The organism is Salinivibrio sp. VYel1, from assembly GCF_009377945.1.
Classification (GTDB): Bacteria; Pseudomonadota; Gammaproteobacteria; order Enterobacterales; family Vibrionaceae; genus Salinivibrio; species Salinivibrio siamensis.
In genome coordinates this window covers 37114-52662 of record NZ_RSAM01000005.1, presented here as the reverse complement: position 1 = coordinate 52662, position 15549 = coordinate 37114, and the positions used below count along the sequence as shown (strand labels likewise).

The 15549-nt window shown below is 50.9% G+C and carries 15 protein-coding genes; 7 read left to right on the top strand and 8 right to left on the bottom strand.

Annotation, left to right across the window (positions count from 1 at the left end):
• Positions 1–18 precede the first annotated feature (18 nt).
• From EHW58_RS06275 to EHW58_RS06265, 3 genes are all read left to right on the top strand, one after another.
• A complete protein-coding gene (locus tag EHW58_RS06275; protein ID WP_194163207.1) occupies positions 19–1032 on the top strand; it encodes an imelysin family protein in 1014 nt (337 codons plus the stop codon).
• Positions 1022–2119 carry a DUF1513 domain-containing protein gene (locus EHW58_RS06270; RefSeq protein ID WP_046073155.1) on the top strand — a complete coding sequence of 366 codons (1098 nt, stop codon included), beginning with the start codon at positions 1022–1024 and terminating at the stop codon, positions 2117–2119. The genes EHW58_RS06275 and EHW58_RS06270 overlap by 11 nt, the downstream gene beginning before the upstream one ends.
• A gap of 150 nt (positions 2120–2269) precedes the next feature.
• Entirely contained in the window at positions 2270–4042 is a 1773-nt protein-coding gene (locus tag EHW58_RS06265; RefSeq protein ID WP_172969949.1) for a murein L,D-transpeptidase, read from the top strand.
• A gap of 73 nt (positions 4043–4115) precedes the next feature.
• Here EHW58_RS06265 and EHW58_RS06260 read toward each other — a convergent pair whose 3' ends face one another.
• On the bottom strand, positions 4116–5864 hold the full coding sequence (locus EHW58_RS06260) for a GNAT family N-acyltransferase (protein WP_152795432.1): 1749 nt from the start codon (positions 5862–5864) through the stop codon (positions 4116–4118).
• 210 nt (positions 5865–6074) lie between these two features.
• On the opposite strand from EHW58_RS06260, the gene EHW58_RS06255 reads away from it, so the two are divergent.
• Positions 6075–6719 carry an MBL fold metallo-hydrolase gene (locus tag EHW58_RS06255; protein WP_046073157.1) on the top strand — a complete coding sequence of 215 codons (645 nt, stop codon included), beginning with the start codon at positions 6075–6077 and terminating at the stop codon, positions 6717–6719.
• Between the two features lie 55 nt (positions 6720–6774).
• Here EHW58_RS06255 and EHW58_RS06250 read toward each other — a convergent pair whose 3' ends face one another.
• A complete protein-coding gene (locus tag EHW58_RS06250; protein WP_046073158.1) occupies positions 6775–7461 on the bottom strand; it encodes a DUF2982 domain-containing protein in 687 nt (228 codons plus the stop codon).
• A gap of 263 nt (positions 7462–7724) precedes the next feature.
• On the opposite strand from EHW58_RS06250, the gene EHW58_RS06245 reads away from it, so the two are divergent.
• Together EHW58_RS06245 and EHW58_RS06240 are read left to right on the top strand one after the other, a co-directional pair.
• Entirely contained in the window at positions 7725–8090 is a 366-nt protein-coding gene (locus EHW58_RS06245) for a hypothetical protein (protein ID WP_046073159.1), read from the top strand.
• Between the two features lie 292 nt (positions 8091–8382).
• Positions 8383–8814 (top strand): transporter, encoded by a 432-nt coding sequence (locus EHW58_RS06240; protein WP_152795430.1) that lies wholly within the window; start codon positions 8383–8385, stop codon positions 8812–8814.
• 35 nt (positions 8815–8849) lie between these two features.
• Here the strand turns inward: EHW58_RS06240 and EHW58_RS06235 are convergent, their stop codons facing one another.
• A complete protein-coding gene (locus EHW58_RS06235; RefSeq protein WP_046073161.1) occupies positions 8850–9266 on the bottom strand; it encodes a hypothetical protein in 417 nt (138 codons plus the stop codon).
• Between the two features lie 189 nt (positions 9267–9455).
• Here EHW58_RS06235 and EHW58_RS06230 point away from each other — a divergent pair, with 189 nt between their 5' ends.
• Complete coding sequence (locus tag EHW58_RS06230) at positions 9456–10076, top strand: thiopurine S-methyltransferase (protein ID WP_152795428.1); 621 nt, start codon at positions 9456–9458, stop codon at positions 10074–10076.
• A gap of 124 nt (positions 10077–10200) precedes the next feature.
• On the opposite strand, the gene EHW58_RS06225 is transcribed toward EHW58_RS06230, so the two are convergent.
• The 5 genes from EHW58_RS06225 to sbcB form a co-directional block, all read right to left on the bottom strand.
• The gene (locus tag EHW58_RS06225) at positions 10201–11100 is read right to left on the bottom strand and encodes a DMT family transporter (RefSeq protein WP_194163206.1); all 900 of its coding nucleotides are present in this window, start codon (positions 11098–11100) and stop codon (positions 10201–10203) included.
• A 98-nt stretch (positions 11101–11198) separates the two neighbouring features.
• A complete protein-coding gene (gene cdd, locus EHW58_RS06220; RefSeq protein ID WP_046073163.1) occupies positions 11199–12089 on the bottom strand; it encodes a cytidine deaminase in 891 nt (296 codons plus the stop codon).
• A gap of 202 nt (positions 12090–12291) precedes the next feature.
• Entirely contained in the window at positions 12292–13026 is a 735-nt protein-coding gene (locus EHW58_RS06215) for an ABC transporter substrate-binding protein (RefSeq protein ID WP_152795426.1), read from the bottom strand.
• A 91-nt stretch (positions 13027–13117) separates the two neighbouring features.
• On the bottom strand, positions 13118–13621 hold the full coding sequence (locus tag EHW58_RS06210; protein WP_052707982.1) for a hypothetical protein: 504 nt from the start codon (positions 13619–13621) through the stop codon (positions 13118–13120).
• Between the two features lie 269 nt (positions 13622–13890).
• Entirely contained in the window at positions 13891–15312 is a 1422-nt protein-coding gene (sbcB, locus tag EHW58_RS06205) for an exodeoxyribonuclease I (RefSeq protein ID WP_077607096.1), read from the bottom strand.
• Positions 15313–15549: the final 237 nt, after the last annotated feature.

The following is a 15549-nucleotide window of genomic DNA, read 5'->3' as shown; positions in this document are numbered from 1 at the left end:
ATGCTGGAGTCTTGTCGCATGCGTTTTCGACTCAATCCTATCGCCGCGCTCTCTCTGAGCGCCACGGTATTACTCGGTGGGTGTTTATCTCAAACCGAGACCGGGCCTAACCACGGCCTTTGGCAACTACAAAAGCAGCGAAGTGAGCAGTTTCTTTCTGCGACCACGGATCTGGCTAAGACCACGCAATCGGTCTGTACTCAGGGCACGCCGATTGATGATGCGCGCCAAGCGTGGAAGACGGTGATGGCCAATTGGATGCCATTACAAGGGGTAGAAAAAGGGTCTGAGGACGCCTTGGCGCAAAGTTGGCGTATTCAGTTTTATCCTGACAAAAAAAATACCACAGGGCGAAAAATTAATGCCTTGCTGGCCAGTGAAACACAGTGGACCGCGGAGGTATTGGCCGAGCAAAGTGTGGCCGTGCAAGGCGTCGGCGCGATGGAGTGGTTGCTTTATGATCAGCAAGCTGACTTAAGTCAACCGAAACACTGTGAAGTGGCGATTGCGGTCAGTGCTCGCTTGCAACAAACGGCATCTGCGCTCAATGCGGCTTGGCAGCAAAATCCTTGGCATGGCATGCCGCCTTCGATGGCGGTATCAGAAAAGCTCGGTGCGTTGACCCATCAGCTGGATTATGTGCTGAAGAAACTGTCTGGCCCTCTGGGTAAACCGGGCTTTCCTAACCCTTACCAAGGTGAAGCGTGGCGCTCACGGCACTCTCTCACATTGTTACGCCAAAGCATCAAAGCGATGCAAACCCAATATCACGCTGAGGGTGGCATTGAACAATCCCTCCGTGAGCGAGGTTATGATGAGGTCGCGGATCGTGTCAGCGAGCATTGGCAGTTGGCATATAACAGCGTGCCACAAGATGGCGAACCCTTATTTGACAGGCTAAATAGCGTCGCAGGGTATCGAGACATGCTCACCGTCTACAACAATCTAGAATATCTCAAGTTGGTGCTTGGCGGTCAGGTCGCGCAAGATTTAGGTATTATCGTCGGGTTTAATGCATCAGATGGAGACTAGTTTAAAGCGACGCCGTCTATTAAAAGCGGCACTGATGGGAGCGGCGCTGCCTACAGTGGTGAATGCGTTGAGTGGTTGTCGTGGCAACAGCACGTCAGCGCGTTGTGAGCTACTCGGCTGCGCGCTGAGCAGTGATGGAACGTTCGCGGTTGTCGGCGCTGACCGTATGGGACAGCCCGTCTTCCGTCTTCCTTTACCCGCGCGCGGTCATGGTGTCGCCGCCCAACGTCGCGAGGTTGGGACACTGGGTGTGGCATTTGCGCGTCGGCCCGGTCATTTCATGCAGGTGTTTGATTATCAACGTGGCGTGACGTTGTCACAGGTAACGGCCAGCGCAGAACGCTACTTTTACGGCCATGGCGTGATTTCTGATGATGGTCAATGGTTATATACCACTGAAGGAAAACGTCAAACCAGCGAGGGCGTGGTCGGTGTTTATCGACTGAGCGAGCACGGCCAGGTGAAAAAAGTGCGTGAGATAAGCGGCTTTGGGATTGGTCCTCATGAAATCGCGCTGGCGGATGCGAACACACTGGTGGTGGGGGTCGGTGGCATGCATACCGATGGCCGCACCGTGCTAAACATCGATTCAATGTCACCGGCGTTGGTGTACATCGACATCGACACGGGTGAGGTGGTTGAGCGTGCTGAATTAGCCAATAAAAAGCTGAGTATTCGTCATTTGATGGTGTCAGATGAGGGCTATGTGGTGACGGGGCAGCAATACCATGGTCAGGATAATGCCCCCTTGGTGGCCATTCACCGTCGTGGTGAGCCGATGAAAATGCTCAATGCCACCCCTGAGCAATGGGCTCGATTTAACAACTATGTGGCGAGTATCGCGACACTCAATGGCTGGGTGGTGGCGACCTCACCCAGAGGCAATTGCTACGGTGTCTGGTCTTTAGACACGAAAAAAATGATAGGTTTGCATCCATTAGTGGATGCCTCTGGTGCCAGTCGTGACGGTGATGTGATCAACTTAAGTTCAGGGGGCGGCAAAATGGTGACCCTTGATAGCGCACATCATCCCGATTATCAGATGACGCCAGTACGATGGGATAATCATTGGATAACGCTGGTGTAATGAAAGCATGGTAGCGTGAAAAGCGGTAGTCTGGAGAGGCTGCCGCTTTTTGTTTCATCGCGGGTTGGGGGGCGAGAAAAAATCAGGCGATGATTTTGTCGAGACGGGGGCAAAATTTGCCATAATTAAAGCATGGATGAGGAGGGGCGTATGATGAGAAGGCACGATGCCTGGTTGGCTAACCTTCTGATAGGATGTTGTTTTTGGGTAAACCCCGGTATGGCAAATGAGGCGATCGAGGCCGGTGGCATGCGATTTCTGGCACCATCCACCTCGGCGCATTCGGCCTCAGATCAAGCGGCGTCGGTTGAGCAAACCCTGTCGGCTGACGATCATCGTCAACGCGCCTATCAGTATGCGCGCGACTGGCTGGAGTCGGCCGCCCCCGATGCCACTGTTTTGGCCTATCCCTCAGCGCTGACTCAAGACTATCTCGATAATGGGTTTTCTCTGCTTTGGACCCAGGATACAGCACGGGACGAGCTTGCAACGCAAGTTAATGTGATTTCATTGGCCAGCTTCAGTCCGGAATTTGAGTGGCGCGCGTGGCAACTTCGCCAACTCCGCCAGCAGGGTAGCGACACCGCGTATGATATTTTTGCTACCGACACCGCGTATGCCTTGATGAGTTACCTGGATGCGGTGTCCGATAAAGGTATGCGTTGGTTTTTTGGCTCTTTGCATCACACGCCATTGCCCGAGCCCTCCGAGTCTCAGCGAGCGTCCTTTTTTCAAGCAGGTTTGGGGCCGGCGTTGCCCGCTTTTCTGCGCAAGCTTCGGCCTCAGCATCCGCAATATACCGCGCTGATTAAGCAGATTGTTCGCTTGCAACGTCAAGCCCGCTCAGTGTGGCCCAGCGTGACCAGCGATGGATTGATTTACCCTGACCAAGCGGTAGCGATCCCCTTGGCGCTCAACTTAGTTGATAACCTGCGGGTGCAGGGATATTGGGGGGACAGTCAACGGTTAGAGGCACTGGATGGTAAAACGGTGCAATATGGTGGCGATCTACTCGATGCCGTTAAACGGTTTCAGTCACAACACGGACTGAGTGTGGATGGCATCATTGGCCCGTCAACGTTGAAATGGCTTAATTTAGATGCGTCGGCGCGGATCCGGCTGCTGGCGCTTAATGCGGAGCGGTTACGGTTATGGCCCCAGCAACAACCGGATCGCATTGTGGTCAACATCCCGGATTATCGTATGCGTCTGTGGGCTAACGATCAGAATGTGTTCGAAAGCAAGGTGGTGGTCGGTCGCCAATCGAGACGTACGCCCCTGTTCTCGTCACAACTCGACTCTGTGGTACTCAATCCGAGCTGGAATGTGCCTCGGAGCATAGTGCAAAAAGATATCTTGCCCAAGCTGGTTGATGGGCACGAGTATTTGTCTCAGCATCAATATCGTATTTTGCCCAATTGGCAAAGTGACACCCAGATTGACCCTAGCTCGATTGATTGGCAAAAAGTGTCAGTCGACGGGTTTCCCTATAGGCTTCAGCAGGCACCAGGTCGAGGCAACGCCCTCGGAAAATACAAATTCAACACGCCCAATCGTAATGCTATCTACCTGCATGATACACCAGCGCAAAGCTTATTCAGCCGGTCACGGCGTGCATTTAGTTCCGGCTGTATCCGTGTCGAGCAAGCGGAGCAACTGGCGGACTTATTATTGGATTTATCGGGTAAGCAGCTGACCGATTACCAGTACTATATTGATAAAACTCAGACCAAGTGGGTACCGCTCAAAAAACGTTTAGCGGTTCAGACCATTTACCAGACGGCTTGGGTCACTGATGAAGGGGAATTGGCCTTTCGTGATGACGTGTATGCCTATGATGTCCCTGCTAAACGTAAGATCACCACACAAGAGCCCAGTTATTTAACCCAGCAGCGTCATTCTGTGCAGATGCAAGCGCAATAGTCACCAGGAAGCCGCGTATAACCGCGGCTCTCTCTTCATGTCGGTATAGGCGAGTCACGCCATTGTCGTTAGCTCAACGAGATGTATCAGCGTTAGGCTGGTGGCTCAGGTGAGGGGCAATGTAGCGTTGATAGCGTTTGGGTTTTAAGCGCTTAAGATCGACCAAAACAAGACCATCAATACAATCGGCAAAGTCAGGATCCACGCCGAAGTCCAGGAACTGGACACCACCTGGTTCACATAACTCACTATACTGTTTATACAAGGTGGGGACCCCAACGCCTAAGTGATCGAGTAGCATTTTAAGTTGTTTAAGGTCTTTGGCGTAATCGTTCCCGCAGAAGTGACCCAGAAGCTCACTTTCTTTACTGTCTGCCAGTTCAAAGGGGCGTTTAGAGCGTGCACACTCGCTCTCGCCAGTAAAGTAGGTACGGTAAAAGAAAATGAGTAATTCTTTAGCCGCCTGTGGCATGGCGTTGCTGATGGTGACTGGACCAAACAGATAACGGTATTGTGGCTTCTGCGCGAGCAGAGCGCCAATACCAAGCCATAAATAGTCCAAACTCCGTTTGCCCCAATATTTAGGTTGCACAAAACTACGTCCCAGCTCCAGCCCCTGAGCAAGATACGGCTGCATGCCTTGCTCAAAATCGAATAAGCTCGCGCTATAGATCCCATCAAGCCCTTGGGCGGTGAGCGTCGCTTGGGTGTCACATAAGCGGTAGGCGCCCACAATATCGAGTTCGGCGGGATCCCAAAGGACCAAATGCCAGTAATGCTGATCATATTTATCGAGATCACGTCGCTGACCTGTGCCTTCTCCCACAGCACGAAAAGCGACTTCACGTAATCGTCCAATTTCGCGCATGACAGGGGAGTCTGCTTGATAGTCGAGTAAGTAAATCAGTTTACCATCCGGTGTTTGTCCGAGTTGCTGGCCATCATTGAGGGCTTGTTTAAGCGCTAAACGAGGCTCGGGAGAGGCGATGGCTGTCTCTGTGGGAAACAAGCCAGGCTTGCGTTTGGCAATACGATACAAGTGCTTATGAAATAACTTAACGCGTGTTTTGACGGGCAGGGAGGCAGTAGCACTGTAACTGTGGTGTGGGATTAATTCGCCGACGGTAAAAGCAATGGTATTGTTCTCTTGGCGAAACATTTCCTCGACGAGCAACAGGGTAGAGAGCGGCTTATATACCATGGATGCGCCATAAAAACGGGCTGAATTACGGCCCTGGACGTGAATCGGGAGAATGGGCGCTTTTGATTTGGTTGCCATGCGTAAAAAGCCAGGGTGCCAGGCGCCATCACGGATCCCGGTTGGCGCAACCCGTGACACTTCACCAGCGGGGAAAATGATGACTGCCCCGTCATTTTCCAGCCACTGAGTCATGTTTTGTAGGTTCTGTTTCGGGGTATATCCCCCCATATTGTTCACGGGCAACAAGCAACCGTGGAGCGGTTTAACCTGCATTAATAAATCGTTAGCAATCACTTTGACGTCCGGTCGGACAGAGCGCACCAGTTTTAACAGCGCCAGTCCATCCAGCGAGCCGATAGGGTGATTGGCGATAATCACGACACGTCCTGATTCGGGAATCCGCTCTTTCTCGCGATCACTCACCCGATAGCTAAAGTTAAAGTAGTCGAGCACTTGTTCAACAAACTCAAACCCTTGCAGATGAGGATACCGCTCAGCAAAGGCTTGAAACTCCTGCTCATGAAGTAACCGTTTAAGGGTTTTACTGACGGGACGTTTTAGCCAGTCTCGCTGTTCTAGTTGGGGATAATGAGACGATAGAACTTTATCAACATCTAACATAAGCAACCCTGCATGCAAAAATGCGCATCTGATTTATCCAGATATCCTGACGTTAGCCTAGATAGTAAAAGTGACACCCCCTTGGCAGCATAGTTGCAAACTGGTGACAGCGTGGCATAGTGAGGCGCATATTGACGATTCAAAACCTGAGGGCGTGTCACGGATTACGTGTTATTGCGTCACTGAACAGACAAAGAGAAGGTTAACTCCATGGCGTTGCATTATGAAATTGTGCCAGTCACGGCATTTCAGCAAAATTGCTCCATTATTTGGTGCGACCAAACGCAACAGGCGGCTGTCGTGGATCCCGGTGGGGATATTGCTAAAATTCGCCAAGTCATTCATTCGCTCGAAGTGACGGTGACGAAAATCCTCCTAACGCATGGCCATTTAGATCATGTTGGCGGCACTGTTGAGCTTGCTAGCGCGTTGAATGTCCCTGTCGTGGGACCGCACAAAGAAGATGCTTTCTGGCTACAAGCGTTGCCGGCACAAGCCCAAATGTTTGGTTTCGCGCATGCTGAGCCGTTTGACCCTGATCAGTGGCTACAACAAGGTGACACCGTGTCCGTGGGTAATAGTACGCTCTCGGTGTTGTTTGCCCCTGGACATACCCCTGGCCACATTGTGTTTGTCGATCTGGAAGGGCGAACCGCTTGGGTAGGAGATGTGCTATTTAACGGTGGTATCGGGCGAACTGATTTTCCCAAAGGGGATCACGCCACCTTGATCAACGCCATCAAACACACCTTGCTGCCGGTTGGGGATGATGTGACCTTTATCCCTGGCCATGGCCCTACATCGACCTTGGGTCACGAGCGGAAAACGAACCCCTTTTTAACGGGAGCGTTCTAATCTACCGTTGAGAACAGTCGGCCTTTTGCAGCTATCTGATGCTAAAGGCTAGTCTTTAGTCATCACCGCTGGCAGCGGCCAAATAGCGCCGGGCGACGCCAACAAAGTCCTCGAGGGGTCTATCGAGCAAGTCTTCGCTGACAAACAAATCGTACCCGAGTAACTCTCTGGTATAGCGCATACGGTTTGCCAGCATGGCCATCAATCCTTTGTATAGCACGCCGTTGCTTCCCCGATACGGCGTGTCATCAAACATCATGTCTTCCAGCGGTTTACTGGGTTTATGGTCTCCACGCCGATACGCAGTGATGAGTAACGCGCGTTGGGTCATAATAATGTGGGTCACCATTCGCAAGCTAATACTGTCTAAGAGCGCATCGTAACGCTTAATTTTTATTCCAACCCATGGAAGCGGTTCACCTAACCCTTGCCGGTGGAGGTGCGGGATGCCAATGGCTTCAATGTTTCGCCACTTAAGCGCCCAGCCACCACGAAAACTATGGTGCTGTAAGTGCATAAATGACAATGAAAAAGAGAGCTGAACACGTTGAAGCAATTGGTTAACGGCATAAAAAATGGCAATTATGGCCGCCAAGCCCAATAAGCCCTGGCCAAGCGAGAGCGTCGGTTGGACGAGGAAAAAGCAGATCAAAAGAAACGCCACCGCCATGGCGGCTAACATGCTCCAGCGCGCCGCTTCAAATTGAGGAGGATAGATTTTGATCGTCTTTAAAGCATCCATGATCATCCATTCTTCGCAAGAGGTGGCAAAACCGCCCCGTCTTTTTTACAAACTACCCGTTAAATATACGCGCATAGTGTCTGATTAGTTTGCCTAAGAATCACTGGATTGGTAAACATTTATCGCTGAATATCACGATCTTTGCGCCTATTAGGGGGCGGTTACCTACAAAAGTGGCTGGAAATTTGGTATAACACGCGCTTTGTTTTTCACCCGCTGCATTCAGCAAGCCTGAACGTAGTGCGTCGGAGTAGGATGATTGAATGAAAATCTCTCACAAGCGTAAGGTACAACTTAAACTAAACAAGCGTGTTAAGGCATCATCGCCAGCACGTCAGCGTCCGGTTAAATCAAAACCGGTTGCCGCTGCGAAACCAGCAGCAAAACCAGCCGCTAAGGCACCGGTGGCGAGCTCAGCCTCTTCATTGACGCCAAAGCAACAACAAGTACTCGAGATTGTTCAAGCAAACCCTGACGGCATTAATCCAAAAGGGATTGGCCTTGCGGCTGGTCAAGAAGACACGAAAGCGGCTTCTTGGGCGACAGGTGCATTGAAAAAATTGACTGAAGAAGGCGCCGTTGAGCGTGTTCAAGTCGCCGCCAACAAGGTGATTTACAAAGCTTGTTGATCCCTTTGCGCATCCGCTTACGTGTTTGATGATGGTATTTGATACGTAAGCGGATGTTCACTCGACTCACCAATATTCTTGCCTGATTTTCTCCCCGCATTGTGATGCTAGGGTAAACAAACTTTACTATTATCAACTATTTGTTTTTATTGTGTTAATAAAGTTTGTCTTTATTGCGCATTCCCTTAGCTAAAGCATGATCAAGCGCAAAATACTGTACGATCTTCCAGACATACGTTTAAAACTGCCTATAGTGGGAGTGTCTATTTCATTTTCTGTCTGGAGGTAAGCCATGGATGTGCTGTCAACCCAGCTGAAAGCGCCCACAGAAGTCGTTTTCGACTACACCCACTTTTTGTGTGAGAGTCAGCAACCAAACTGGACGTTTACCGATATTTTTCGCAGTTTATTACCCATCTTTACGACTGTGCTTGAACATCAAGCCAGTGATGGAGCGTCTCCGCTCTCTGCACAAGAGCAGCTATACCAGCAAGCCACTCGCGTGATGTCGGTGCGTAACACCGATACGGCCAATTTGGTGCAGCTGGCACGTCTTGCGCGTCAACAAGGCATTGAAGAGCTGACGATTTTAATGCCTTATGCCCTTGAATATCGACAAATGGAGGCGATTAGCCAGCAAACCGATGCGCAAATTGAGTACAGCAATGAGAACCGTGAATGGGTTCGTCTAACGCTACCCTCAGGTCTCAACTCTCAACCCTAACCAGCCATGCTACCAACTTATTGATACTGCGTGAATTAATGACGCTGGATAAAGGCGGGATCGACGCGCGCGATCCCTTGTTTGTTTTGCTCACAGTAATTGAACGGCTTGTCTGTTGGGGTAAAGGCGATAATGGCACATGAGGTGTCAGCCGCTAACGCCGCATCAATAAGCGCTTCATCATCGTACCCTGCTTGGCGATGGACCACGCGTACCTGATTCGCATTAATGCCCCAGAGGCTAAGCTGTGCCGCATTTAAAGCACGAGGTGGATTAATGATCGTGACCCACTTGGGCTGGCGTGCTTGCAGTGCAATCGCGCGTAAGGTCGCTTGCCAGTGTGCGTTTACCTGTGTGGCGGCGGTAAAAGCAGCATGATAGCAAGATGATGGCGTGACACGCGCGGGAGACTGAACCTTAGCTTGATTTGACACATTAGACGTCACGTACATAAAACACCTGTATATATAATCAATACTGTATGTTTAAACAGTAATGTTTTGTGGCGTCACTCGCAAGTCACTTAGTGGCTAGTTTGTGATCAAGATCGATAATAGCGTCTAACGCGCCTGAGTCTCGACGTTAGTGAGTTTGGGGAAATAACTTGCTAAAATCACCGTTTTCATCACGTTGGAGAGAGCATGGAACAAGCGTTCTGGCATCAGCGCTGGGCTGAAAACCAAATAGGCTTTCATCGCGATACGGTACACCCGATGCTTATCCGCCACTGGTCATTACTGGCCCCACAAAGTGACGAAACGGTTTTGGTGCCCCTTTGCGGAAAGTCGATCGATCTCAACTGGCTTGCTGAAAAACATCAGCATGTGATTGGCGTCGAGCTTAGTGAGATCGCAGTGCGTGCCTTTTTTTCGGAAAACTTATATACCCCTCAGGTTTATCGCGCCCCATCAGGGCATATGCACTATTGTTTTGATGAACTGGAGCTGATCAATGGCGATTTCTTTACCGCGCGCCTGAGTCCTATGCCATTGATTTATGATCGCGCCGCCTTGGTGGCCATGCCGCCTGCTATGCGCGCGCAGTATGTCAGCCATATTCGAACCTTGCTGGCACCTGGAGGGCGTTTGCTGCTGATTACCTTATTTTATCCGCAAACGGATGACACGCCGCCATTTTCCATTGATGCGTCGGTGGTAGAAGAGGCGTTCCAAGGCTTAGACATCAGTTTGCTCGAGACACACACGGAACCCGACGGCGAGCGTGGTGAACAAGTGTGGTTAATCAAAGCAGCGGCGTCGTAGTGGCCGATGTGGGTGAGAATGTGTCAAGGGGCCATGACGGCCCCTTTTCTTTGACGTCGCACGCTCTTTGACGGCGTAAGCAGCCGTCTTAGTGGGCAAGAAAGCGTAGAAACTGGCAAACCGACTATGCGAGCTTATTTTGTGCCTGCGTGTATTGGCGTGATTCCCAGTGAGTAATAAAAAAGACCGCTGCAATAATAATACCTGCCCCTAACCACAGTCGGCCGGGTGGAACCCAACTAAACACCAGCCAACCAAAGAGGACGTTAAGAGGGAGTTTAGCGTGATCAAAAGGCTGCACAAAAGAGGCATCGGAAACAGCATATGCCTTGGCAATGGCCCACTGTGCGAGGGCGGTCAGTATGCCGGCGCCAAATAACATCCACCAAGCAGTGGATGTCTGAGGGAGCGTCCAATCAGGCACGGCGAGTAGCAAATTAAAGGGCGTGATCAACAAAAGTAGATATACCACCATGGTGGTGGGAGGGTCATAAGCGGATAAACGTTTCACCATCAGCGAGTAGGTGGCCCAGAAAAACGCCGCACCAACAGGCAATAACGTTGCCCAAGTGAACGCATTTGACCAAGGCTCGAGGATAATCATGGCGCCGCAAAACCCAGCGAGCGTCGCAAGACCGCGCGCGATCCCCACTCGCTCTTGTAAAAACAGCCCAGAGCCTACCGTTGCGAATAGCGGTGAGGTCATTAATAGCGCAATCCCTTGCCAAATGGGCACTGGGTAGGCCAGCGCCCACAGCCACAGTTGAATGCCAATCACGGAGATAAACACCCGCAGACAATGCTGACCAAGGTGTTGGGTTTTGAGTGCTTGACGGATCCCGAGTTGCTTCAACCAGGGGATCATCGCAACCAAGGCGATGGCGTATTGAATGAAGGCAACCGTGGTAGAGGGTAAGCCCATTTTAAAACTAACGTACTGAGACAGGCTGTTAACGAGGGCAAAACACAGGCCTGCGGTCAGCATCCAGGCCGCACCTTGGAGTGGATTATGAATCTGTTTCATTGCCGTGACTATCCGAAAAAAGACGCACGGATAGTAGCGCAAATCCGACCTCAGGGCGACCTGAAATCCCCTGAGGACCGGACAAATAAGGAGGGCGCTTAGCGGGTTGAATACACTAAGGGAATATCTGGGTCAATGGCATCCAGTGTTGCCTGGGTATCGGCAAGGTGACTGACTGTACTCGTTGCCATTTCGGCCAACGCAACAGAGCGAATGTCTGTCCAATGGTAGCCCGCCATATTGACCGCAATTAATGCAACCTGAAGAGGCGGAAGACTTGGGTTAAAAGCCGCGTTCTCGGCATACATGCCAGAGAAAAATTCGCCATCATTGGTCTCAACCGCGGCCCCGCTATAGTTACCTGAGTAGGGCGCGTGACTGCGGTTAGCGGCGTCAGCGGCGGCTTTTAGCAATGGAATATCGATATCATCCGTTGATAATTGATTGGACTCGTCAGTCAATAAGCGAGAGTCAATCCCCAAATCGGCAGGACCAAACGGCTCGGGTAGATAGGTGTGCAAATCTTTAGGATCGGATTGTGGCAGCTGGATGATCAAGGACTCAGCGCCATTGAGCTCATTCATGAACTGCCGACAGTGACCACATGGGCTGTAATTGATCGTAATATCGGTGAGGCGTTTTGCCCCTTTTGTCCAAGCATGGCTGATAGCGCATTGCTCGGCATGCACTGTCTGCCCTAGCTGCACCCCGGTGAATTCAATGTTTGCGCCTAAATACAGGGTGCCACTTTCATCACGGACAATAGCACCAACATTAAACTGAGAAATGGGGGTAACCGCATAGGCCGCCGCCAAAGGCAATAAAGCAAGACGCAGTGCGGCGCCGTTAAGGCCACTGGCGGATTCCATCTGCGCCACCTGCTCTGGTGTGAAGGTAGCACCAAAGTTTGCGTCATTTATCCAATCAGAGACGACGCTTTGTAGGGCGTCGGGTAATTGTGTCAGTGCGTCAGTTAGTGCGGTTCGCATAGCATCTCTTCTTTATCGTTAACGGGAGGACAGTGTAGAGAAGCCTTTTCAATAATTGTGTGAGTAATGTCACGCATGTTTTGCAAGAGCAGATTTGTTGCTGAAAGTTAGAGTGACATCAATGTTTTTATGCCTCTTAATGTGGCCATCATGACGACGTGCGTAGGCAGACACGTTCGCGAGCCGAAAGACGGTTGATGCATTATGGCTGCCAATCGACATAGGGGCGATGTACCTTACGATACTCACGCGCGAGATCGCCCTGGTCACGCAAGCGAGTAATCAGTCGTGTGAGATACGCATCGATTTCTCGGCCCGCTTCGCCCTTAGGAATGATGAAGACATCGTGGAAGTCAGCAAAGTGTGCGCATTTGATCATGGTTAAACCTAGCTCTTTAAGTGCCATGTCAGCTTCCTCTTGCGCCCAAACGAAACCATCAATTCTCCCCGCGGCCAAGCGCAACAAAGATTGTTTAATACTGTGCGAGCGTTGCACCTTAAAGGGCATATAATAGGGAACGGCTTCAATGGTATAGCGCGAGGGGGTTGCCCACAGCGCTTTGACCGAGAGCGGGAGCGCTTTATTGGTGTAAAGGACATGTGTGACCTGGCCAAATGACACCTCGCTAAAGTCGAAAGGCAAGGTGGACACTTCCCGCGTCGGACGCACCGCGGGTAAACCAAAGTCGGCTCGCCCTTGTGCGACACTGTTTATCGCGCGATGAATAGGGAAAACCTCGATAATAATCTTGGTGCTAGGGTCTTGCGCATCAAGATAGCGGACGAAATCGACAAACGCGCCGCTACCATCCAAATTGATCAAGCCAGGTAGTTCGCCAAGGTGTGCGACATAGGTTTGTTCAATGGTGGCTCGGGTAGGGGTGGAGAGGCTGAGCAGCGTGATAAACAACAGAAGCGGTAAATAGCGGCGTGGCATTATCTCTCTCTCAGATTTTAAAGCCAATGGACAAAGCAAAAACGACGACCTAATACGACACGCCCGTGGCGCACCACGGGCATCAAACACGCTAAGCTTGAGTCAATAATGCTGTCATGCCAATAATGACCGCCGCTGCCGTGACTAGGATCGTGAGTGGTTTAGCGATACTAAACGACGACTCTTCAATGGTCGTTGAGTGCGTTAAAGACGGTGGAGGCGTCTGTGATGCAGCGTTTGCTGCTCGTCCTGGACGTTTGGCAAGTGTTTGCTGCGGAAGCGACACACGAAAACCAAATTCACCGACTACTTCAAAGGGAAGGCATTTTTTGCCGTTGCGGTAGGATTTGGCCATTAATGATGTCACCACACTTTGATGCTGGGCAAATGAGCTGTCGGGCAAGGCCACTTGTTTGAATAAGGTGCGGCTAGAGAGTACCTCTCCGGCATAGTAGCAAAGCATCTCGAGTAAACGAGACTCTTCGTAAGAGAGAACCGTCATCGTGTCATCGGCCCAATATAACGTACGGCTTTCTGGTTCAAAATCAACCTCGGGAAAGCGGTAACAGCGCGTATCTACTTTTGTTGTCATCATTGCCACACTCCAAACAACATCCTTTTTAAAAGTGTGGACTCAAATCACAGAACTGCAACTGGTCAAGCTATCTTTTTTTTGGTAGGACAAAGTGGGCAGTGTGTCAGCATTGCTAGTTAATAACTTAAAAAACATGACGTTAAAAATAAAAGGCGACCAAACCTGTCCACCACCGCTACCTGATAGGTAGACTAAGGTCGGAGTGATGGTAGGTCGCCTTACTGACCGGATGGTGTATTCGCGATGCGTCTTTAGCAACCGTGCCAGTGTTAGCCAACCAGTGATTCCACATAGTGGTAAATCGCTTTTAAAACGCGAACTTTATCCTCCTCAGCTTGGTGCTGTTCAGCGAGATGCTGCAGGTTATCCATATAAGCAGGAAGGTGTGTCTCAAAGTAATCACGTCGATGCATAAACCATTTTTGCTGCTCGGCTTCGGTGAGTGTCCACGGGTAATTGCGCGCGCGATAACGGAATAACAGCGGCTTGATGCGCCAGTCATCAACGCTGAGATCCAGGGCTGCAAGATTCTCAGGATCGCGTGCACGGATGATGTCCATCGCACTGCGGTCGCTTTTCGAGAAAAAGCCCGCGTACAGGGCCGTATCCACGTCCTGATCGTTGAAAGGCTTGGCATCGGCAAACACGGCAACGAGCTTTTCGCGTAATTCTGGCGCGGCTTTCAATGCTTTTAGGTGTTGTAAGCACGCTTCGCGATCCACACCGAGTCGGGCAGCATCCTCTGGTCGTAATGTTTTTGCATCGGCGAGAACGGGGCATTTATTGATATGCACCAGTTTAAGTGGTGCCGGTAACTGTCCTTCCGTGAGGTCGTGGTGCGGGGTATACAGGCGCTCGCGTAACGTATCAGCGTCCAATTCAAACAAAGGGGCCGGGTCACGGGCCAGATCGACAGTAATCACGGCATTAGGGTTATCAGGATGCCAAGCAACGGGCACAATCCAGCTGGTGTTGCCTCGCTCGGTGCCGAACATGCCAGAGACATGCACGAGAGGCGTCATATTCACCACATCGATCAGGTGCTTGATTTTGTTTTTATTCCGATGTTTTAACAAATAATCAAATAGCCGTGGCTGTGCCGCCTTGACCTTTTTCGCCAGCTCTATGGTCGCGTGCACATCCGCCATCGCATCGTGTGCGTCGCTATGCTCTATACCATTGGCAACAGAGAGGTTTTCTAGTTTAAAGCTGGGTTTACCGTTGTCATCGTGGGGCCATTCAATACCATCCGGACGCAGTGCGTAGCAGGCGCGCATTACATCGAGCAAATCCCAGCGCGAATTACCGTTTTGCCAACTCCAGCCGTACGGGTCAAAAAAGTTGCGGTACAGCGTGTAGCGCGTGACTTCATCATCAAAGCGCACGTTGTTATACCCGACAATGCAGGTATTGGGTTGCGAGAAGGCTGTATGGATCTGCGCGATGAACTCCGGCTCGGATAAGCCTTTTTTCAGTGCCAGTTGCGGTGTAATCCCGGTGACCAAACAGGCTTCCGGAGCCGGTAAGTAGTCATTGGGTGGTTGGCAGTACAGGACTAAGGGTTCACCGATGACATTAAAGTCACTGTCGGTACGAACGCCAGCAAATTGGCAAGGTCTGTCTTTACCTGGATGGGTGCCGAATGTTTCAAAGTCGTAGAAAAAAAAGCTTGGCTGGTCGGCGTCTGTCACAATCGAATCCAACTTGGTCAATAAGAAAGCAGGCGCAAAATCCTGCGATAAACCAGTATGGTAACACTGGCATCGCGTATCACCAATCCTGAGCTAACCGGTGCAATATTGAAACGCTGATGCGTATAAAAACAGTCAGTCAGCAGTGAAGATCGATAATGAGAGCCTGCACGCAGGCAGGCTATCGTGATAAGGCAGGTGGAAAGGTCGGTTCGTTCACGTCGTGCGAACACCCAA

Excerpts from the sequence above, each read along its gene's own strand:
- EHW58_RS06225 (WP_194163206.1), bottom strand. The coding sequence starts at position 11,100 with ATGAAACAGATTCATAATCCACTCCAAGGTGCGGCCTGGATGCTGACC.
- EHW58_RS06250 (WP_046073158.1), bottom strand. The coding sequence starts at position 7,461 with ATGGATGCTTTAAAGACGATCAAAATCTATCCTCCTCAATTTGAAGCG.
- EHW58_RS06275 (WP_194163207.1), top strand. The coding sequence starts at position 19 with ATGCGTTTTCGACTCAATCCTATCGCCGCGCTCTCTCTGAGCGCCACG.
- EHW58_RS06230 (WP_152795428.1), top strand. The coding sequence starts at position 9,456 with ATGGAACAAGCGTTCTGGCATCAGCGCTGGGCTGAAAACCAAATAGGC.
- EHW58_RS06240 (WP_152795430.1), top strand. The coding sequence starts at position 8,383 with ATGGATGTGCTGTCAACCCAGCTGAAAGCGCCCACAGAAGTCGTTTTC.
- EHW58_RS06270 (WP_046073155.1), top strand. The coding sequence starts at position 1,022 with ATGGAGACTAGTTTAAAGCGACGCCGTCTATTAAAAGCGGCACTGATG.
- cdd (WP_046073163.1), bottom strand. The coding sequence starts at position 12,089 with ATGCGAACCGCACTAACTGACGCACTGACACAATTACCCGACGCCCTA.
- EHW58_RS06255 (WP_046073157.1), top strand. The coding sequence starts at position 6,075 with ATGGCGTTGCATTATGAAATTGTGCCAGTCACGGCATTTCAGCAAAAT.
- EHW58_RS06210 (WP_052707982.1), bottom strand. The coding sequence starts at position 13,621 with ATGATGACAACAAAAGTAGATACGCGCTGTTACCGCTTTCCCGAGGTT.
- EHW58_RS06215 (WP_152795426.1), bottom strand. The coding sequence starts at position 13,026 with ATGCCACGCCGCTATTTACCGCTTCTGTTGTTTATCACGCTGCTCAGC.
- EHW58_RS06245 (WP_046073159.1), top strand. The coding sequence starts at position 7,725 with ATGAAAATCTCTCACAAGCGTAAGGTACAACTTAAACTAAACAAGCGT.
- EHW58_RS06235 (WP_046073161.1), bottom strand. The coding sequence starts at position 9,266 with ATGTACGTGACGTCTAATGTGTCAAATCAAGCTAAGGTTCAGTCTCCC.
- EHW58_RS06260 (WP_152795432.1), bottom strand. The coding sequence starts at position 5,864 with ATGTTAGATGTTGATAAAGTTCTATCGTCTCATTATCCCCAACTAGAA.
- EHW58_RS06265 (WP_172969949.1), top strand. The coding sequence starts at position 2,270 with ATGATGAGAAGGCACGATGCCTGGTTGGCTAACCTTCTGATAGGATGT.